This is a genomic window from Streptomyces sp. CA-243310, from assembly GCF_050936775.1.
Lineage (GTDB): Bacteria > Actinomycetota > Actinomycetes > Streptomycetales > Streptomycetaceae > Streptomyces.
The window spans coordinates 2559510-2579021 of the sequence record NZ_JBNJMF010000001.1 but is presented as its reverse complement, the minus strand read 5'-3'; the positions used below and the strand labels follow the sequence as shown (position 1 = coordinate 2579021).

17 protein-coding genes are annotated in these 19512 nt (G+C 72.6%); 5 read left to right on the top strand and 12 right to left on the bottom strand.

Annotation, left to right across the window (positions count from 1 at the left end):
• Positions 1–84: 84 nt before the first annotated feature.
• From ACQEVM_RS11685 to ACQEVM_RS11665, 5 genes are read right to left on the bottom strand one after another with little or no spacing between them, the layout of a single operon-like run.
• The gene (locus ACQEVM_RS11685) at positions 85–957 is read right to left on the bottom strand and encodes a glycosyltransferase family 2 protein (RefSeq protein WP_433079959.1); all 873 of its coding nucleotides are present in this window, start codon (positions 955–957) and stop codon (positions 85–87) included.
• A gap of 8 nt (positions 958–965) precedes the next feature.
• A complete protein-coding gene (locus tag ACQEVM_RS11680) occupies positions 966–1745 on the bottom strand; it encodes a CDP-alcohol phosphatidyltransferase family protein (RefSeq protein WP_433077644.1) in 780 nt (259 codons plus the stop codon).
• On the bottom strand, positions 1723–2784 hold the full coding sequence (locus ACQEVM_RS11675) for an iron-containing alcohol dehydrogenase family protein (RefSeq protein ID WP_053677248.1): 1062 nt from the start codon (positions 2782–2784) through the stop codon (positions 1723–1725). The genes ACQEVM_RS11680 and ACQEVM_RS11675 overlap by 23 nt, the downstream gene beginning before the upstream one ends.
• Positions 2772–3524, bottom strand: coding sequence for a sugar phosphate nucleotidyltransferase (locus tag ACQEVM_RS11670; RefSeq protein WP_433077641.1), 753 nt, complete (start codon positions 3522–3524; stop codon positions 2772–2774). Before ACQEVM_RS11670 ends, ACQEVM_RS11675 begins: the two co-directional genes overlap by 13 nt.
• On the bottom strand, positions 3521–5302 hold the full coding sequence (locus ACQEVM_RS11665; protein ID WP_433079957.1) for a DUF5941 domain-containing protein: 1782 nt from the start codon (positions 5300–5302) through the stop codon (positions 3521–3523). The genes ACQEVM_RS11670 and ACQEVM_RS11665 overlap by 4 nt, the downstream gene beginning before the upstream one ends.
• A 506-nt stretch (positions 5303–5808) precedes the next feature.
• On the opposite strand from ACQEVM_RS11665, the gene ACQEVM_RS11660 reads away from it, so the two are divergent.
• Together ACQEVM_RS11660 and idi are read left to right on the top strand one after the other, a co-directional pair.
• Positions 5809–7023, top strand: coding sequence for a bifunctional class I SAM-dependent methyltransferase/N-acetyltransferase (locus tag ACQEVM_RS11660; protein WP_433079955.1), 1215 nt, complete (start codon positions 5809–5811; stop codon positions 7021–7023).
• Positions 7024–7180: 157 nt separating this feature from the next.
• A complete protein-coding gene (idi, locus tag ACQEVM_RS11655) occupies positions 7181–7780 on the top strand; it encodes an isopentenyl-diphosphate Delta-isomerase (protein WP_351383287.1) in 600 nt (199 codons plus the stop codon).
• A 39-nt stretch (positions 7781–7819) separates the two neighbouring features.
• On the opposite strand, the gene ACQEVM_RS11650 is transcribed toward idi, so the two are convergent.
• Positions 7820–8332, bottom strand: a complete 513-nt coding sequence (locus tag ACQEVM_RS11650) for an ATP-binding protein (protein WP_433079953.1) — start codon at positions 8330–8332, stop codon at positions 7820–7822.
• 298 nt (positions 8333–8630) lie between these two features.
• Here ACQEVM_RS11650 and ACQEVM_RS11645 point away from each other — a divergent pair, with 298 nt between their 5' ends.
• A complete protein-coding gene (locus ACQEVM_RS11645; RefSeq protein ID WP_433077639.1) occupies positions 8631–9380 on the top strand; it encodes an enoyl-CoA hydratase/isomerase family protein in 750 nt (249 codons plus the stop codon).
• Here ACQEVM_RS11645 and ACQEVM_RS11640 read toward each other — a convergent pair.
• Both ACQEVM_RS11640 and ACQEVM_RS11635 read right to left on the bottom strand, forming a co-directional pair.
• The gene (locus ACQEVM_RS11640; protein ID WP_433077637.1) at positions 9355–9993 is read right to left on the bottom strand and encodes a DJ-1/PfpI family protein; all 639 of its coding nucleotides are present in this window, start codon (positions 9991–9993) and stop codon (positions 9355–9357) included. The genes ACQEVM_RS11645 and ACQEVM_RS11640 overlap by 26 nt on opposite strands.
• A 78-nt stretch (positions 9994–10071) precedes the next feature.
• Positions 10072–11037, bottom strand: a complete 966-nt coding sequence (locus tag ACQEVM_RS11635) for a GlxA family transcriptional regulator (RefSeq protein WP_433077635.1) — start codon at positions 11035–11037, stop codon at positions 10072–10074.
• Positions 11038–11232: 195 nt separating this feature from the next.
• Here ACQEVM_RS11635 and ACQEVM_RS11630 point away from each other — a divergent pair, with 195 nt between their 5' ends.
• Positions 11233–12495 carry an ArsB/NhaD family transporter gene (locus tag ACQEVM_RS11630; RefSeq protein ID WP_433079951.1) on the top strand — a complete coding sequence of 421 codons (1263 nt, stop codon included), beginning with the start codon at positions 11233–11235 and terminating at the stop codon, positions 12493–12495.
• Between the two features lie 57 nt (positions 12496–12552).
• Positions 12553–14190, top strand: coding sequence for an ABC-F family ATP-binding cassette domain-containing protein (locus tag ACQEVM_RS11625; protein ID WP_433077633.1), 1638 nt, complete (start codon positions 12553–12555; stop codon positions 14188–14190).
• Between the two features lie 66 nt (positions 14191–14256).
• Here ACQEVM_RS11625 and ACQEVM_RS11620 read toward each other — a convergent pair whose 3' ends face one another.
• From ACQEVM_RS11620 to ACQEVM_RS11605, 4 genes are all read right to left on the bottom strand, one after another.
• Positions 14257–15039, bottom strand: coding sequence for an SDR family NAD(P)-dependent oxidoreductase (locus ACQEVM_RS11620; protein ID WP_433077631.1), 783 nt, complete (start codon positions 15037–15039; stop codon positions 14257–14259).
• A 45-nt stretch (positions 15040–15084) separates the two neighbouring features.
• Positions 15085–16269 carry an MAB_1171c family putative transporter gene (locus ACQEVM_RS11615; protein WP_433077629.1) on the bottom strand — a complete coding sequence of 395 codons (1185 nt, stop codon included), beginning with the start codon at positions 16267–16269 and terminating at the stop codon, positions 15085–15087.
• Entirely contained in the window at positions 16259–16762 is a 504-nt protein-coding gene (locus ACQEVM_RS11610) for a hypothetical protein (protein WP_433077627.1), read from the bottom strand. The genes ACQEVM_RS11615 and ACQEVM_RS11610 overlap by 11 nt, the downstream gene beginning before the upstream one ends.
• 244 nt (positions 16763–17006) lie before the next feature.
• Positions 17007–19502 (bottom strand): Tex family protein, encoded by a 2496-nt coding sequence (locus ACQEVM_RS11605; protein WP_433079949.1) that lies wholly within the window; start codon positions 19500–19502, stop codon positions 17007–17009.
• Positions 19503–19512: the final 10 nt, after the last annotated feature.

Below are 19512 nucleotides of genomic sequence, written 5' to 3'. Positions count from 1 at the left end.
CGTCTTCAAGATGCGGCAGAAGGGGGGATCGGACCCGGAGTACGGGGCCCTTGATCAGGCCCCATGCTCCCAGACGCGAGCTTGTCAGATGACAGGTGGTCGGCCGAGCCGGGTCAGCCGCCAGACCGTACGCCACTTCATGGGGCGTCTGGGACCACACGGGGTGGTCCAACCCTCCTTGAACCCGCCGAACCAGGCCTTGAGGGCCGGTCCCGACGGCTTGCGCAGGAGCGTCAGGGCCATCCAGACGCCCAGGTAGAGCGGTACCAGGAGGGCGGGCAGGTTCCGGCGGGCCAGCCACACCCGGTTACGAGCCACCATACGGTGGTAGACCGCGTGCCGGGACGGGGCCGTCGTCGGGTGCAGCAGCACCATGTCCGCGCGGTAGTCGATCCGCCACCCGGCGTCGAGTGCCCGCCAGGCCAGGTCGGTCTCCTCGTGTGCGTAGAAGAACTCCCCCGGCAGCGCTCCGACCTGCTCGAACACCCTCGTACGGACGGCGTTGGCGCCGCCCAGGAAGGTGGTCACGCGGGAGGAACGCAGGGGGTCGGAGGCGCGCAGCCGCGGCACGTGACGCCGCTGGGTCTCGCCGGTGTCCGGATCGGCGATCCGGAAGCTGACGATCCCGAGCGAGGGGTCCTCGGCGAAGGCCTGCCGGCACAGTTCGGCGGTGTCGTTGCGTTCCAGCAATCCGTCGTCGTCCAGGAAGAGCAGGGCGTCCACGTCGGTGCCGCCGGGGCCGAAGGCCTCGATGCCGACGTTGCGGCCGCCGGGGATGCCCAGGTTCTCGGGCAGATCGACCGTACGGACCCCCTCGGGCAGGCCGGTGACCTTGACGCCCTGGCCGACGACGACGACCTCGACGGGGGCGCCGTCCTGGCGCGCCACCGAGTCGAGGAGCGCCTTGAGCTCGTCGGGACGGTTGCCCATGGTGATGATCACGGCGCCCAGCCGCATCGGCGTCGTCACTTGAGCCTGCTGGAGGCCAGGACCGACACCAGGTGCAGCAGGGTCTGCAGCAGGGCGATGCCGGCCAGCACGGCGACACCGAGCCGGGTGTAGAACAGGTCACCCCTGATCTGGTCGACGACGGCCAGCAGCAGGATGAGCAGGGAGGCCTCGATGCCCAGGATCAGCCGGTGGAACTTGAGCGCGGCGGCGGCCCGGCGCGCGAGCGCCATGCCGGACGAGCGCGGTTCCGACGCCTCTTCCTTGACGGGCGCCTTGCCGACCTGGTGCCGGGCGACGCCGACCAGGTCGGTCTCGGCCTTGATCAGGATCGCGCCGAGCGCCGCCAGGGTGCCCAGGAAGGCCCACAGCCAGTCGATCCGCCCGCTGCCCCACAGATCCGAGGCGCGCAGGCCGAAGCCGACCAGGACCGCGGCGTCGCACAGGTAGGCGCCGACGCGGTCCAGGTACACCCCGGAGAGCGAGAACTGCTTCTTCCAGCGGGCGACCTCGCCGTCGACGCAGTCGAGCAGCAGGTAGAGCTGGACCATGATCACGCCGAGGACGGCGCCCCAGATGCCCGGGATCAGCAGGGCGGGGGCCGCGAGGACTCCGGCCACGGTCATCACGTAGGTCAGCTGGTTGGGCGTGACCTTGGTGGAGACCAGGACGCGGGTGATGCGCAGGGAGATCTCGCGCATGTACAGGCGTCCGCCCCAGTGCTCGCCGCTGCGTCGGTCCTTGACGCCCGGCGGGTGAACGACGGGCCGGAGTTCAGCTACGGATGGTCTGGACATAGTCGGCGTAAGCGTCCCTGATCTCGGCTGCGGACAGGTTGAGGTGCTCCAGGATGGTGAAGCGTCCCGGTCGGGTCTGGGGGGCGTACTCGACGGCCGCGACGAACTCGTCCACGCTGAACCCGATCTCCTCGGGCAGCACGGGCAGCTCGTGGCGGCGCAGCACCTCGACGAAGAGCGCGGAGTGCTCCTTGGCTCCCCGCAGGTGCATGGCGAAGGCCGCACCGATGCCGACCTGCTCGCCGTGGAGCGCGGAACGTCCCGGGTAGAGCAGGTCGAAGGCGTGGCTGATCTCGTGGCAGGCGCCGGACGACGGGCGGGTGTCCCCGCTGATCGACATGGCGATGCCGGAGAGCACGAGGGCCTCCGAGAGCACGGTCAGGAACTCGTCGTCGCCCACCGTGCCGGGGTGGCGCAGGACGGACTCGCCGGCGGTGCGGGCCATGGCGGCGGCCAGGCCGTCGACGGGCTCGCCGTTGAGGCGGTGCGAGAGCTCCCAGTCGGCGACGGCCGAGATGTTGGAGATCGCGTCGCCGATGCCCGCGCGGACGAAGCGGGCCGGGGCGTCCTTGATCACGTCGAGGTCGATGACCATCGCGATCGGCATGGGGACGCCGTAGGAGCCGCGGCCGTTGTCGTTGTCCAGGATGGACACCGGCGAGCAGATGCCGTCGTGGGAGAGGTTGGTGGCGACGGCCACCATGGGTAGCCCGACCCGCGCCGCGGCGTACTTCGCCACGTCGATGATCTTGCCGCCGCCCAGCCCGACGACCGCGTCGTAGCGGCGGCCCTTTATGTCGTCGGCCAGCTTGACCGCCGAGTCGATGGTGCCGTCGACGACCGGGTACCAGTCGGCGTGCGGCAGGACGGGCTCCAGCTTGGCGCGCAGCACCTGGCCGGATCCCCCGCTGATCGCGATGGCGAGCTTGCCGGACGCGGAGACGCGCTGGTCGGCCAGGAGGCCGGCCAGGTCGTCCATCGCGCCGCAGCTGATGTCGACGACGACGGGCGAAGGGATCAGCCGCGTCAGTACTGGCATGCGATGGTCCGGCCCTTGGCGAGGTCGTCGTGGTTGTCGATCTCGACCCACTTGACGTCACCGATGGGGGCCACGTCGATGGTGAAACCGTCGTTGACGAGCTGCTGGTAGCCGTCCTCGTAGTAGAGGTCGGGGTCGCGCTCGAAGGTGGTCTGGAGCGCGAGCGCCAGTTCCTCGGCGGCCTCCGGCTCGATCAGGGTGACCCCGATGTACTCGCCGGTCGCGGTGGCCGGGTCCATCAGCTTGGTGATCCGCTGAACGCCCTTCTCGCCGTCGGTGATGACCTTCATCTCCTCGTCGGCCAGGCTCTTGACCGTGTCGAGGGCGAGGATGATCTTCCGACCCTGGCCGCGGGCGGCCAGCAGGGTCTTCTCGACGGAGACCGGGTGGACGGTGTCGCCGTTGGCGAGGATCACGCCGCGCTTGAGGACCTCACGCGCGCACCACAGGGAGTAGGCGTTGTTCCACTCCTCGGCCTTGTCGTTGTCGATCAGCGTGATCTTGACGCCGTACTTGGCCTCCAGGGCCTCGCGGCGCTCGTACACGGCTTCCTTGCGGTAGCCGACGACGATCGCGACCTCGGTCAGTCCGACCTCGGCGAAGTTGCCGAGGGTGAGGTCGAGGACGGTCAGGCTCTCCTCGTCCCCCTCGGGACCGACGGGCACGAGGGCCTTGGGCAGGGTGTCGGTGTAGGGACGCAGACGGCGTCCGGCACCGGCAGCGAGTACAAGGCCGATCATGCTGGTTCTCCTTCGTCATGTACGGCGGGTGCTCCGGAGGAGACCCAGAACCGGATGCTCTCCGAGAGCACCACGAGTGCCACGAACACGGCCGTGACCGTGAGCGCGACGGGGAAGTCCGCGGGGCGCTCGGCCAGGACGGCGGCCAGCGCCGCGGTGAGCAGCACCCGGCCCTCGTGCCCGCCGATCGTCCGCACCAGCCAGTGCGGGGGCGCCCCGGTGCCACCGCGGATGCGGTAGACCGTGTCGTAGTGATGGTAGGCGACCGCCGCGACCAGTCCGAATGCCGCCGGGAGGGCTCCCGGGACATCCGCCTTGACCGCGAGGATCAGGACGGTGGTGTACTCGGCGGCCCGGAAGACGGGCGGGACGAGCCAGTCGAGGGCTCCCTTGAGGGGGCGGGCGACGGCGGCGCCGGCGAGGACCGCGTAGAAGACGGCGGCGACGACGACCTGGCGGGCACCGAACTCGTACGCCCAGGCCGCCCACAGCAGCGCGACCGAGCCGACGACGGCGGCGGCGATGCCGGCGCCGGGCGCCATCCGGCCGACGATCCGGCCGGTGAGGGTCGCGATCGGGCCCGAGTCGGCGAGGTCGGCCAGCGCCTGCGCGGCGCGGTCGGTGCGCTTCGCCTTGCGGGTCAGCGAGCGCAGCACGCGGCCCGCGGTGGTGTAGAGCGCGCCGAAGGCGCAGCCGACGAGCAGGGCGTAGAAGACGATCCGGGGGGTGGTGACGGCGGTCAGGACCGCGATCATCGCCCAGCGTTCGCCGATCGGCAGGATGATCATCCGGCGGACCCAGACCGTCCAGCCGACGCTGTCGAGCCGGTCGGAGAGGGCGGCGGTGGGGCTCGTGTTCGCCGTGGCGTCGTGGTTCGCCTCGTTGAAGGAGAAGTCGACGATGTGCCGGCAGGTCATGAGGATCATCGCGCCGAGGGCCAGGGCCCAGACGTCGTCGCCGTTCCTGGCCGCGCCGAGCGCGAGGCCCGCGTAGAAGGAGTACTCCTTCGCGCGGTCGAAGGTCGCGTCGAGCCAGGCGCCCAGCGTCGAGTACTGGAGCGAGTAGCGGGCGAGCTGCCCGTCCGCGCAGTCCAGTACGAAGGAGACGAGGAGCAGGACACCGGCCGCGACGTAGCCCCAGCGGTCGCCGGTGGCCGCGCAGCCGGCCGCGACGAGCGCGGTGAGCAGCGAGGCGGTGGTGACCTGGTTGGGGGTCAGGCCGCGGCGCGCGCACCAGCGGGCGACGTGGCGCGAGTACGGGCTGATGAAGAAGGTGGTGAAGAACCCGTCGCGGGATTTCACGGCGGTCCGCAGTCGCACGGCCTCGTCGTCCACGGCGGCGACGGCGGCGACGGCGCTCGCGCGTTCCGGGCCGGCGGCGGGGACGGCGGCGACCAGGGTGCCCAGCTCGGGGCGCTGCACGGGGATCCCGGCGGCCTCGACCGCGGCGGCGAGCCGGTCGGGGTAGGGGCCGGCGCCGTCCTCGGGAAGGGCCGCGGCGAGGTCGAGCGCGGCGCGGGCACCGGGCTGGACGGCGAAGGCGCCGGTCACGGCGCAGGCGTCGAAGCGCGGGTCGGTGAGCGCGAGCCGCAGGGCGTGCACGTGGCCGACGAACGCGCTGTCGACGACGGCGACGCGCTGCTCGGCCGGTACGTCGGCCAGCGCGGTGGCGGTGTCCTCGGGCCTGGTGACGGAGCGGACGTCGAAGCCCAACGTGCGCAGTTCGTCGGCGAGCGGCGATCCGGGGACCGGCAGGCCGGTGAGGATGACGGTCGGCAGTCGAACCCACTCCTTGCAGCGAACACGGGACGGCCGCCGCGTGGGGCGGCGGCACGTCGGGCAGAGGCTATCGGATGAATGGAAGCGGGGGTTCACCACCCGTTTGCGCTCCGACAAGCCGAATGTTCCCGGGCTGGGAGGCCCTGTGGCGATCATCATCGACGAGAACGCTCGGGGATCACAAACCGTGTGACTGTTAGGCTTCTCGCAGACGTGTACGACTTTCGCGTACATGTCCCGAACCGGAACCGGACGAGAAAGAGGTGGGTTGATGACCGTCGCAGAGGTCGCCGCCAAGGGCAGCGACGCGCTCCGACACATCCCCGTCTCCCTCCGGGCGTCCGGCCGGGCCTGATCACTCCGATCGGCCCCGTCGGCCGGAGCCCCCGTTCCAAGGGTTCACGTTGACCGACCACACCGGTTCCGTTCCTTCCGACCCCTCCTCTTCCACGCCCGATTTCGGCGACCCCGATTTCCGTGAGGCGTTCCTCACGCTCCACCGCGGCCTGCCCCGCCAGTCCCCCGGTTCCGACGCGACCACCCGGCACCTGCTGTCCCTGTGCGGGCCGCTGCCCGAACGCCCCCGGGTCCTGGACCTGGGCTGCGGTCCGGGCCGCGGCGCGCTGCTGCTCGCAGCCGAGGCGGGTGCCGAGGTGACCGCGGTCGATCTGCACGAGGGCTTCCTCGACGAGCTCCGCGAGGCGGCCGAGGCCCGCGGGCTCGGCGACCGCATCCACGCCGTCAACGCGGACATGGGCGCGCTGATCTGCGAGGACGGCTCCTTCGACCTCGTCTGGGCCGAGGGTTCGGCCTACATCCTCGGCTTCGACCGCGCGCTCGCGTCGTGGAAGCGCCTGCTCGCACCCGGCGGCGCCCTCGTGGTGACGGAGTGCGAGTGGACCGTCGAGGAGCCGTCCGCGGGAGCCCGCGCCTTCTGGGACCCCCGGTGCCCGCTGCGTTCCACCGCCCGCAACCTCGCGGCCGTCCAGCTCGCCGGGTACCGGGTGTCGGGCGTCCACCACCAGCCCGACTCCGACTGGGACGAGTACTACGGGCCGCTCGGCGACCGGGTGCGCGCCTGCGCCGATCCGGCCGCCGGCGCCCCGGCCCGTGCCGCCGTGGCCGCCGTGCGCGAGGAGCTCGACGTACGGGACCGGCACGGGCACGAGTACGGGTACACGGGCTACGTCCTGCGCCCGGTGACCGCCGGGGACGGCGACGCCTGGCCGGCCCGCCCGGAGACCGCCGCCGATGTCCCGGGAGTGCGCGAAGTCAACCTGGCGGCGTTCGAGACTCCCCTGGAGGCGGATCTGGTGGACGCCCTCCGCGCGGACGCCTCCTGGCTGCCGGGGTTGTCGTACGTGGCCGAGCGCCCGGACGGATCGGTGGCGGCGCACGCCCTGCTGACCCGCTGCGAGGTGTCCGGCGCGCCGGCACTCGCGCTCGCACCCGTGGCGGCCGACCCCGCGATCCACCGCTCGGGCGCGGGCAGCGCGGTCGTACGGGCGCTCCTCGCGGACGCCCGCGGGCGCGGGGAGTCGTTGGTGCTCGTCCTCGGGCATCCGGCGTACTACGCGCGCTTCGGTTTCGTGCCGGCGTCCCGGTTCGGGATCCGGGCGCCTTTCGAGGTGCCCGACGAGGCGATGATGGCGCTCGTACTGGACGACACCGTGGCCATCCCCGCGGGCACGATCGCCTATCCGGCGCCGTTCGGCGTCTGACGCGGCGGCCCGGCCCGGTCGCCGGCGCCCGCGTGATCCGCCCCCCGTCGCCCGCCCGGCGGGCGACGGGGGGCGGACATGCGCTGATGTTCGAAGTGGGGACAAGCCGCTTTTGTACGGCAGACTTGAGGGCCGAAGTCCGAAGCGAAGGATGGGTATGCCGACCACACCAGCCACCGCCGCGAACAGCGCGTCCACCGGCACCGGGATCCAAGAAGCGATCATGCTCGAACTGGTCGACGAGTCCGGCAACACCATCGGCACGGCGGAGAAGCTCTCCGCCCACCAGGCCCCCGGTCTGTTGCACCGCGCGTTCTCGGTGTTCCTCTTCGACGAGCAGGGTCGGCTGCTGCTACAGCAGCGGGCCCTGGGGAAGTACCACTCCCCCGGCGTCTGGTCGAACACCTGCTGCGGTCACCCCTACCCCGGGGAGTCGCCGTTCGCGGCCGCCGCCCGGCGCACCCACGAGGAGTTGGGGCTCTCGCCCTCGCTGCTCGCCGAGGCGGGAACGGTGCGCTACAACCACCCCGACCCCGCGTCGGGTCTGGTGGAGCAGGAGTACAACCACCTGTTCGTGGGACTCGCCCAGGCTGAACTGCGGCCCGATCCGGAAGAGGTCGGGGAGACGGCGTTCGTCACCGCCGACGAGCTGGTGAAGCGGCATGCCGAGGCACCGTTCTCGGCGTGGTTCATGACCGTGCTCGACGCTGCCCGGCCCGCGATCCGCGAACTGACCGGGGACGCCGCGGGCTGGTAGTCCCCGCGCAGGGGCGCGGGCGCCTGCCGCGCACGTGGCTCACACGTGCGGGGCGGGGGTCGACGGCCCGGTGGGGACGGTCAGCGGCAGCGCCGCCCAGATCACCTTGCCGCCCGTCGCGGTGTGCTCGACGTCGCAGACGCCGCCGGCCTCCAGCGTGATCTCCCGGACGAGCAGCAGACCCCGTCCGCCGGTCTGGCCGAAATCGGCCTCGAGGGCTTTGGGGCGGTACGGGTGGTTGTCCTCGACGGCCACCCGTACCCATGCACGGCCCACAGCGACCTCGACCGCGACCTCGGGCGAGAGCAGGGCCGCATGCCGGACGGAGTTCGTCACCAGTTCGGAGACGATCAGCAGCAGGGAGTACACCAGGTCCTGATGGGCCGGCACCCCCTGCCGGCCGAGCAGGTCACGAACCGCCCGGCGGGCCTGAGGAACGGATTCTTCCACCGCGGGAGCGGTGAATCGCCACACGCCCTCGTACGCGAGGGGGTCGGCCGGAGCCTCCGGCTCACCCCCCTGCGCCGGCGGGGTGTTCCCGCTGTCGTCCATCTTCCGACCCCCGTCTTCGCGCTCGATCGTCTCCACGCGTCAAGAGTGGGCACCGGCCTGGTCCGGACCGCGTCGCTGACCATAAGTCAGCGCCAATCGGACGCTTTCTGACCAATGGCGTATGACGGAGTCGGTTGTCCGACCGTTCCTGATCCCGCGATGCGCTCTTCTCGGACGTCTCGCGCGTCCCGCCCGCAGCAAGCGGCCCCGCTGCCGGCCCGCCCTCCCCGACCACGCCGGCCGGCCCCGACCGACTCCCCCGATCATCGGATCGACGGCCCGGGATAGCATCCGGCGCATGGACGCAGCCCTCCTTCACCGCGTGGCCGGCGGGGTCGCCACCGTCGTCGTCTCCCATCCCGCGAAGCGCAACGCCATGACGGCCGACATGTGGCGGACCCTGCCGGGCCTGCTGTCCGGCCTGGCGGCCGACCCGGCCGTACGGGTCCTCGTGCTGACCGGAGCCGGGGCCACCTTCTGCGCGGGCGCCGACATCTCCTCGCTGACGGGATCCGACGATCCGCAGGCGCTGGCCGTCGCGGCCGAGGAGGCCCTGGCCGCCTTCCCCAAACCCACGCTCGCCGCCATCCGGGGCTTCTGCGTGGGCGGCGGCAGCCAACTGGCGGCAGCCTGCGACCTGCGGTTCGCCGAGGAGGGTTCCTCGTTCGGGGTGACCCCGGCGAAGCTCGGCATCGTCTACCCGGCCTCCTCGACACGGAGGTTGACCGCTCTCGTGGGACCGGCGACGGCCAAGTACCTGCTCTTCTCGGCGGAGTTGATCGACGCCGATCGGGCGCTGCGCACCGGCTTCCTCGACGAGCTGCTGCCTGCCGGTGAACTGGACAAGCGGGTGGCCGAGTTCACCCGGATCCTGACGGCACGCTCGCCGCTCACCCAGGGCGCCGCGAAGGAGTTCGCGAACGGCCGCGAGGACCGGGACGCCCACTGGTCGGCGCAGGCCGCCGGCAGCGGGGACACCGCGGAGGGAGTGGCCGCGTTCCTGGAACGCCGGACCCCCGTCTTCACCTGGACGCCTCCGCCGCGTTGAGCCCGCGCAGCATCGCGACGATCTCGGCCGGGGCCTTCTCGGGGGACCCCGCGTCGTAGGGCGGCTGCGGATCGTACTCGGTCATCAGCTGGACGATCTGCGCGAACTCGTCGCCCGCGATCCGGCCGAGCAGCGTGAGCCCCATGTCGATGCCGGAGGACACCCCGGCGGCCGTCACGTACTTGCCGTCGAAGACCACCCGCTCCCCGGTGGGTTCGGCGCCGAACGCCGGCAGCCGGTCCAGCCACAGCCAGTGGCCGGTGGCCCGTCGCCCGTCGAGCAGGCCGGCGGCGGCCAGCAGGAGCGAGCCCGTGCACACGGAAGTGGTCCACGTGGTGGTGGCGTCGACCTCGCGCAGCCAGTCGAGCACGGCGGGATTCTCCATCTGCGTCTCGGGGTGCGGCCCGCCGGGCACGACGACGACGTCCGGGCGGGTCACCTCGCCCAGCGACTTGTCGGCGACGAGCGCGAGGCTCCCGTTGTCGGTGCGCACGGGCCCCGGGCGCTCGGAGACGAAGACGGTCTCGGCGCCCTGGAGGCGACCGAGGGTGTCGAAGGGGCCGATGGCGTCGAGGGCGGTGAACCCGTCGTAGAGCAGTACGGCGATCTGCATGGCTCCTCCTGAGCGGTGATCGTCCGGGGGCGGGAGCCCGCACCCGGCAAACTCGTGGGGCACCCCGGGTGCACGTGGTCACGCCGGGGCTGCGCCGAAGCGGCGCCGGTACTCGGCCGGGGACTGGCCCAGGGTCTTCACGAAGGCTCTGCGCAGCGCCTCCGGCGTTCCGTACCCGCAGGCACGCGAGATCTGCGCCACGCCCTCCGCGCCCTCCTCCAGCAAACGCCGCGCGTGCTCCACCCGCACCCGCTCGACGTACCGGCCGGGCGTCACCCCGGTCTCGGCCCGGAAGGCCCGTGCGAAGTGCCGCGGCGACAGGGCCGCGCGGGCCGCGAGCGCCTCCACGCCGAGGTCCTCGCCCGGGTGCTCGGTGATCCACTGCTGTACGTCCCGCAACGGCTCCCGGCGCGCGGTCTGCGCCGCGAGTTGGGCGCTGAACTGGGCCTGGTTGCCGGGTCGGCGCAGGAACACCACCAGGTGCCGGGCGATCACCAGCGCCGTGTCCCGCCCGTGGTCCTCCTCGACCAGCGCGAGCGCGAGGTCGATCCCGGCGGTGACCCCGGCCGAGGTGGTGACCCGCCCGTCCCGCACGTAGATCGGGTCCGGCTCGACCGTGACGGCCGGATGGTCCCTGGCCAGCTGTTCGCACACCATCCAGTGCGTGGTCGCGCGGCGCCCGTCCAGCAGGCCCGCCTCGGCCAGCAGCAGTCCCCCCGTGCACACCGACACCAGGCGCCCCGCGTGACCCCCGTACACGCGCAGCCAATCGGTGATCCGGGGCTCGAAGTCACCCGTGTACCGCCCTCCGGGCACCAGCAGCGTGGTCTCCTCGTCGGGCCGGGCGCTCTCCAGGTCCCCGTCCGGCACGAGCGTCAGACCGCTGCTCGTGCGGACCGCCGCCCCGCCCGGGGAGACCGTGCGGATGGCGTACCCGCGACGGCCCGGGAAGCGGGCGACGGCGGCGAAGACCTCCACGGGACCGGTCACGTCCAGGCTCTGCACACCGTCGTAGAGGACGACCAGCACGTTTCGCGACGACATGGCTCCATGGTGTGACCCCGGGAGTCATGGCCGCAATGACGGGCATCCCACTTATCCGGACACCGCCGGCGATGCTGCGATCCTGTCGGGGGCGTCATGGCCGGCCCGCGCCCGCCGACCCGAGGCGTCCGCAGCACCCGAACCGTCCTGACCGTCCGAACCGTCCTGACCACCCGAACCGCCCGGAGCAGTCCCCTGAACACCGTCCTCGCCGAGTCCCTCTCGATCGCGCTGCTGCTCGCCGTGCTGGCCTTCGCCGTGGTCCGTCCCCGCGGGCTGCCCGAGGCCGCGGCCGCGGTGCCGGCGGCCGGCCTGCTCATCGCCCTCGGGGTGGTGTCGCCCGCGGACGCGTGGACCCAGGTCCGGGAACTGCTGCCCGTGGTCGGATTCCTCGCCGTGATCCTGGCCCTCGCGCAGTTGTGCGCCGACGAGGGCCTCTTCCGGGCCGCCGGGGCGGCCGTGGCCCGCCGGTCCGCCGGGCGCGGGCCGGTGACCCTGCTGGGCGGGGTCTTCGTCATCGCCTCGGTGGTCACGGCCTCGCTGAGCCTGGACGCGACGGTGGTGCTGCTGACCCCGGTGGTGCTGGCGACGGCGGCCCGGCTCGGTGCCCGGCCGCGGCCCCACGTCTTCGCGACCGCGCACCTCGCGAACACGGCGTCCCTGCTGCTGCCCGTGTCGAACCTGACCAATCTGCTCGCCTTCGCGGCGAGCGGCCTCAGCTTCACCCGGTTCGCCGCGTTGATGACGCTGCCGTGGCTGGTGGCCATCGCCGTGGAGTACGCGGTGTTCCGGCGCTACTTCCGCGCCGACCTGAGCGCCCCGCCGGAGCACGTGCCGGAGGCGGCCGAGGAGGCGCCGATGCCCCGCTTCGCGCTGGTGGTGCTCGCGCTGACCCTGGCCGGCTTCGCCGTGGCCTCCTTCGCGGGGGCGAGCCCGGTCTGGGCCGCGCTGGCCGGCACGCTGGTCCTGGCCGTACGGGCCCTGTGGCGCCGGGAGACCACCCCGCGACGGGTCGTGGCCTCCGCGGCGCCCGCGTTCTGCCTGTTCGTCCTCGCGCTGGGCGTGGTGGTCGTGGGGGTGGTGGACCACGGGCTCGGCGACGGCCTGGCCGCGGTGCTGCCGGCCGGCGACTCCCTGGCGGCCCTGCTCGCGGTCGCGGCCGTGGCCGCGGTGCTGGCGAACCTGATCAACAACCTGCCCGCCGTGCTGGCCCTGCTCCCGTTGGCCGCCCCGGGCGGGGCGGGCCCGGTGCTGGCGGTCCTGATCGGCGTCAACATCGGCCCGAACCTGACCTACGCGGGCTCGCTGGCCACCCTGCTGTGGCGACGCCTGCTGCACGTGCACGGGGACCGGGTGGCCCTGGGCGACTTCACCCGCCTGGGCCTGCTGACCACCCCGACGGCGATCGTGGCGGCGGTGACCGCGCTGTGGGCGGGCCTGCGGGTCCTGGGCACCTGACCCGGCGGGCCACCGGCCGGCCGGCCGGGGTGCGTGCGCCGATAGGATCGGCAGATCATGACTGCAACCCTCGTCGCCAAGAAGCTCACCGCCGCGCACGGTGAGCGCACGCTGTTCGCCGATCTCGACCTCGTCGTCGCCCCCGGGGACGTCATCGGCCTCGTCGGCGTCAACGGCGCCGGAAAGTCCACCCTGCTGCGCCTGCTCGCCGGGCTGGACACCCCCGAGACGGGCGAGCTGCGGCTGTCGCCGCCCACCGCCGCCGTGGGGCACCTCCCGCAGGAGCCCGAGCGTCGCGACGGCGAGTCGATCCGGGAGTTCCTCGCCCGCCGCACCGGTGTCTCCGACGCGCAGACCGAGCTGGACGCGGCCACGCAGGGGCTCGTGGACGGCACGCCCGGCGCGGACGACGCGTACGCGGAGGCCCTCGACCGGTGGCTGAACCTCGGCGGCGCCGACCTGGACGAGCGGGCCCAGGAGGTGGCCGACGACCTCGGTCTGGCCGTCGGCCTGGACCTTCCGATGACGGCGTTGTCCGGCGGGCAGGCGGCCCGCGCCGGCCTGGCGTCCCTGCTCCTCTCCCGCTACGACCTGTTCCTGCTGGACGAGCCCACCAACGACCTGGACCTCGACGGCCTGGAGCGGCTGGAGCGGTTCGTGAAGGGCCTGCGCGCGGGCACCGTCGTCATCAGCCACGACCGCGAGTTCCTCACCCGCACCGTCACCAAGGTGCTGGAGCTCGACCTGGCACAGCAGGAGGTCAACCTGTACGGCGGCGGCTACGACGCCTACCTGGAGGAGCGCGAGCGGGCCCGCAGCCACGCCCGCGAGGAGTTCGACGAGTACGCCGACAAGCGCTCCGCGCTGGAGGGCCGGGCCGCGATGCAGCGCGGCTGGATGGACAAGGGCGTCAAGAACGCCCGCCGCAAGGCCACGGACAACGACAAGATCGGCAAGAAGTTCCGCAGCGAGGCCAGCGAGAAGCAGGCCTCCAAGGCCCGCCAGACCCAGCGCGCGATCGAGCGGCTGGAGGTGGTGGACGAGCCCCGCAAGGAGTGGGAACTGCGGATGGAGATCGCCGCGGCGCCGCGCTCCGGCTCGGTGGTCGCCACCCTGCGCGAGGCGAGCGTCCGGCGGGGGGACTTCACCTTCGGCCCCGCGCACCTGCAGATCGACTGGGCGGACCGGGTCGCGATCACGGGGGCCAACGGCGCCGGGAAGTCCACCCTGCTCGCCCTGCTGCTGGGCCGGCTCACCCCCGACTCCGGTTCGGCCACGCTCGGTTCGGGTGTCCTGGTCGGCGAGGTCGATCAGGCCCGCGGACTGTTCCTCGGGGAAGAGCCGCTGTTGGAGGCCTTCTGCGCGGCGGTCCCGGAGACGGAGCCCGCCGAAGTCCGCACCCTGCTCGCCAAGTTCGGGCTGAAGGCCGTGCACGTGCTGCGCCCGGCCGCCACCCTCTCCCCCGGTGAGCGGACCCGGGCGGCCCTGGCACTGCTCCAGGGTCGCGGGGTGAACCTGCTGGTGCTCGACGAGCCGACCAACCACCTCGACCTCGCGGCCATCGAGCAGTTGGAGGCCGCCCTGGAGTCGTACGAGGGAACGCTGCTGCTGGTCACCCACGACCGGCGGATGCTGGAGGCGGTCCAGGTGACCCGCCGCCTGGAGGTCGCGGACGGCAGGGTCACCGAGCTGTAGTCCGCCGGGCCGTGCCGGTGGTGGGGCCGGGCGCCCGGAGGCGGCCCCGCTCCCCGGCCGCAGGCCTCAGCGCGTGGCGCCCTGTCCGGGGGCGCGCCGTTCGCGGGCCATCTTCCGCGCGACGAAACCGCGTGGGAGGTGGCGTACGGCGAGCGCGTACGCCTGGTAGCGGCGGCCCGTGATGCTGATCGGCCGGCTGCGGGCCAGGTCCCTCAGGGCCTTGGCGACCACCGCGTCGGGCTCCAGCCAGACGGCCTCGCGCAGGGCGCTGACGTCCATTCCGGCGCGCTGTTGGAACTCGGTGCGGGTGAAGCCCGGGACCACCGCCAGCACCCGGACCCCGTACGGCTCCATGTCGACGCGCAGGGACTCGCTGAACGCTGTGACCCAGGCCTTGGCCGCGCCGTACGTCCCCGTCGGCAGCAGTCCGGCGACGGAGGAGACGTTGAGGACCGCGCCCCGGCGGCGTTCGCGCAGCCCGGGCAGGAGGGCGTGGGTGAGGCGCAGCGGAACCTTGACGAGGAGGTCCAGCATCCGTTCCTCGTCCGCGAGGGGGCTGTGGGGGAAGGGCGCGGGCAGCCCGAAGCCGGCGTTGTTGACCAGGATGTCGACGGGGTGGGCCCGGTCCGCGAGGCGGTCCTCGACCGTCGCGCGTTCCTCCGCGTCGAGCAGGTCGGCGGGCAGCACCTCGCAGGTCACGCCGAACTCCCGGCCGAGTGCCGCGGCGACGGCGTCGAGCCTGTCCTTGTCGCGGGCCACGAGCACCAGGCCGCAGCCCTTGGCGGCGAATCCGCGCGCGAAGGCAGCGCCGAGGCCGGCGTTGGCCCCGGTGATCAGAACGGTGGTCAAGAGAGCGTCACTTCCGTGTCGTCGAACGGTCGGGGGCGGTACGGGTCAGGGGGTGAAGCCGGTGGTCGAGGGTGAGGCGTAGGCCTCCGCGACGTCCACGAGGAAGCGGGCCTCCTCCTCCAGGTCGCCCGCCTCCGCGGAGGTCTGGATCGCGGGCGGCAGTTCCAGGACCGCGGTGTCCCCCGGCTGCCGGCCGGGCAGTCCCGCGAGTTTGGTCTGTCGGGCTTCCTTGAGTACGCACGCCAACGCGGCTGCGGTGCGCCGCTGTTCGGGGATACCGCTCCCGGCGACGTGGCTGCGGGCGAGTTCCGGTACGCCCGGGGCCACGTACTCCCCCAGGATCAGGATGGCGTCGCGCGTCTCGATGACCTTCCGGTACACGAGCAGGTGGCGCGGCATGGGCGGCCACAGCAGCTCCATGATCCGCCCGGCCCGCGAGGCCGAGAGCACCACGTGCGGCACGGCCTGGACCAGGTCCCGCCACAGGGGCCACAGGCGCCAGGCGGTGGCGATGTCGGCGGTGGTGCGGCGCAGCGCGAAGAGGGTCGGCACCAGGATCGCGGCGGCGCGCAGCAGTCCGTGCAGGTTCATCATGAGCGGCAGGGCGGGCATCGCCCAGGTGTTGGCGAACAGGGCCTTGAGGAGGTACGCGAACCAGAACAGGCCGGCCAGTGCGGTGCCGAGGCCGAACAGCCGCAGACCCAGGGCGAGTCCCCGGCTCTCGGTCCGGCGGCTGTAGCGCCGGCAGACGTACACGCAGACCGTGTTGGCGACGAGGTGGGCCGAGATCAGCACCAGCCAGTAGGCGAGGGACGGCACGGGGTCCCCGACCGGCGGCATGGCGTGGGTGCCGTGTTCGGGCGCGGCGACGTCGAGTGCGACCAGGGTGGCGAGCCAGGCCGACGTGCCTATCCAGGCGGCGAGTTGGAGCCTGCGACCGCGGGTGGCGGCGGCCACGAAGTACAGGACCGCTCCTGCGGAGAGGACGCCGATGAGGTTGCGCACCAGGCCGATGGTGTGGGCGTACGCGGTGTCGCGGCTCGTCGCGTAGGCGACGACGGCGGGGAGGTTCAGGGTCATCGCCGCGGCGGCGGTGGCGACGGCGAGCCACAGGCCGCGCTGTTGCGGGGAGCGCAGGGCGCCGGGGGCTCGCAGCAGGACGGCGAGCCACAGGATCACCACGCTGGGGACGGCGAGCCAGTCGCCGATGGCGGTCAGTTCAGCCGCCATCGCGCACACCCTGTTCGTAGCCCATGGCGGACTCCAGCCGGGCGAGGGCGCCGCGGTGGGCCGTTCCGGGCCGGGGGCCGGGGCCGACGGCACGCATGCGGATCATGCTCGCGAGCATCTCGGCCTCCCGCTCCTGGCGCGTGGTGTAGTTGGTGCGGCCCAGGACCACGGGGGCGTGCCCGTCGGTCTCCTCGCCCTCCAGCGAGTGGTGCCCGAAGAGGATGTGGCCCAGTTCGTGGAGCACGATGTGCTCGCGGTGCAGGGGGGTGGTCTGGGCCTCGTAGAAGACGTAGTCGACGCGGGCGGTACCCACCCACAGTCCGCAGACCCCGGACTCGGCGGCTTCCTTGGGCAGCGGGTGCAGCCGGATCGGGCGGCCGCGCTGCTCCGCCATCCGGGCGCACAGGCTGTCGAGTGAAAAAGGATGCGTCAGGTCCAGATGGCCGAGAATGTTCTCGCACCGTTTGCGCAGGCTGAGATTCCGATAGGGCATGTCTTCCCTCTTCGGACCCTTTCTCGGGCAGCGTTCATAGGTGTGCGTGGGCATGGGCATTACATCCTGTGCCATGAGACGGCCCCGAGGAGTTCGGCCCCTGAGGGAAATGCGGAAGCCCGTCCGCGCGTCACGAACGGGCGTTCCACCATCCCTACAGATCACTTGAGGTGCTTGGCAAGGTATGTCCCCGTGTGGAGAACCTATTCGGCCATCCTCGGCGTGATCTCACGCGCCACCCCCGTCAGCGGCCTCGGCGCTCCTCCTTGCCGGTGAGGCCGGCACGGCGCAGGGCGTCGGCCATCGCGCTGTTGGCGGGCGCCGGGGCTCCGGATCCCTGCCCGCCTCCCTGGCGCTGACCGCCCTGACCGCCCCGGCCCTGACCGCCGCCTTGGCGCGGACCGCCCTGACCCGCCTGACCCGCCTGACCGCTCTGACCGCCCTGGCCCCGTCGGCCCTGGCCTCCCTGGCCGCCCTGTGGGGCCGCGCCGCGCTGCTGCGGGGGTCGGCCGCCGCCCCGGCGCTCCTCCCGGTCCCGGGGCGCCCCGGCGGAACGGTCCGCCCCGGCCTCGTCCTCCAGTCGCAGCGTCAGCGAGATCCGCTTGCGCGGGATGTCCACCTCCATGACCTTCACGCGGACGATGTCGCCCGGCTTCACCACGTCCCGCGGGTCCTTGACGAAGGTCTTCGACAACGCGGAGACGTGCGCCAACCCGTCCTGGTGGACGCCGATGTCGATGAACGCCCCGAAGGCGGCCACGTTGGTGACCACACCCTCCAGGATCATCCCGGGGGCCAGGTCGCCGATCTTCTCGACGCCCTCCTTGAAGGTTGCCGTCTTGAAGGCGGGCCGGGGGTCGCGACCGGGCTTCTCCAGCTCGCGCAGGATGTCCGTGACGGTCGGCAGCCCGAAGGTCTCGGTGACGAACTGCTCCGGCCGCAGCGACCGCAGGACCGCGCCGTTGCCGATCAGGGACGCCACCTCGCCGCCCGCCGTCTTGCCCATCGCCCGGACCACCGGGTAGGCCTCGGGGTGCACGCTGGAGGAGTCCAGCGGGTCGTCCCCGTCGCGGATCCGCAGGAAGCCCGCGCACTGCTCGTAGGCCTTGGGGCCCAGCCGGGCCACGCCCTTGAGGCCCTTGCGGTTGCGGAAGGGGCCGTTGGCGTCGCGGTGGGCCACGATGTTCTCGGCGAGGCCGCCGCTGATGCCGGAGACCCGTGAGAGCAGCGGCGCGGAGGCGGTGTTGACGTCGACGCCGACACCGTTCACACAGTCCTCGACCACCGCGTCGAGGGACCGGGAGAGTTTCATCTCGGACAGGTCGTGCTGGTACTGGCCGACGCCGATCGACTTCGGGTCGATCTTGACGAGTTCGGCCAGCGGGTCCTGAAGGCGGCGGGCGATGGAGACCGCGCCGCGCAACGACACGTCCATGTCCGGGAGTTCCTGCGAGGCGAACGCGGACGCGGAGTACACGGACGCGCCGGCCTCCGAGACCATCACCTTCGTCAGCCCCAACCCGGGGTGGCGGGTGATGAGGTCGCCCGCAAGCTTGTCGGTCTCGCGGGAGGCGGTGCCGTTGCCGATGGCGATCAGGTCGACCGCGTGCTCCTCGGCCAGCCGCGCCAGCTTCGCCACGGACTCGTCCCACCTGTTGGCGGGGACGTGCGGGTGGATCACGTCGGTGGCCACGACCTTGCCGGTCGCGTCCACGACGGCCACCTTGACGCCGGTACGGAAGCCCGGGTCCAGGCCGAGCGTCGCGCGGGTGCCGGCGGGTGCGGCGAGCAGCAGGTCGCGCAGGTTGGCCGCGAAGACCCGTACGGCCTCGTCCTCGGCGGCGGCCCGCAGGCGGGTCCGCAGGTCGATGCCCAGGTGCACCTGGATCTTCGTGCGCCAGGCCCAGCGGACCGTGTCGGCGAGCCACTTGTCGCCCGGGCGGCCCCGGTCGCCCACGCCGAAGCGGCGCGCGACCATGCCCTCGTACGTGGAGGGGCCGGGCGTGTCGCTCGGCTCCTCCGGCTCCAGGTCGAGGCTGAGGACGTCCTCCTTCTCGCCGCGGAGCATGGCCAGGACCCGGTGCGAGGGCAGCGCGGTGAGGGGTTCCGCGAAGTCGAAGTAGTCGGCGAACTTGGCGCCCGCCTCCTCCTTGCCCTCGCGGACCTTCGCGGCGAGCCGGCCGCGTCCCCACATGCGTTCGCGCAGCTCGCCGATGAGGTCGGCGTCCTCGGCGAACGTCTCGGTGAGGATGGCGCGGGCGCCCTCCAGGGCGGCGGCCGGGTCGGCGACGCCCTTGTCGGCGTCCACGAACGCGGCGGCGGCGACGGCCGGTTCGACGGAGGGGTCGGCCAGCAGCCCCGCGGCGAGCGGGGCCAGGCCGGCCTCGCGGGCGATCTGCGCCTTGGTGCGCCGCTTGGGCTTGAAGGGCAGGTAGATGTCCTCCAGCCGGGCCTTGGTGTCGGCCGCGTTGATCCGGGTCTCCAGCTCCGCGTCGAGCTTGCCCTGTTCCCGCACGGAATCGAGGATGGCCGCGCGGCGGTCCTCCAGCTCGCGCAGGTACCGCAGTCGCTCCTCCAGGGTGCGCAACTGGGCATCGTCGAGCATCTCGGTCGCCTCCTTGCGGTAGCGAGCGATGAACGGCACGGTCGAGCCGCCGTCGAGCAGCTCGACGGCGGCCTTGACCTGCCGCTCCCGTACGCCGAGCTCCTCGGCGATCCTGCCTTCGATGGACATCGTCACGGTGCGGTCC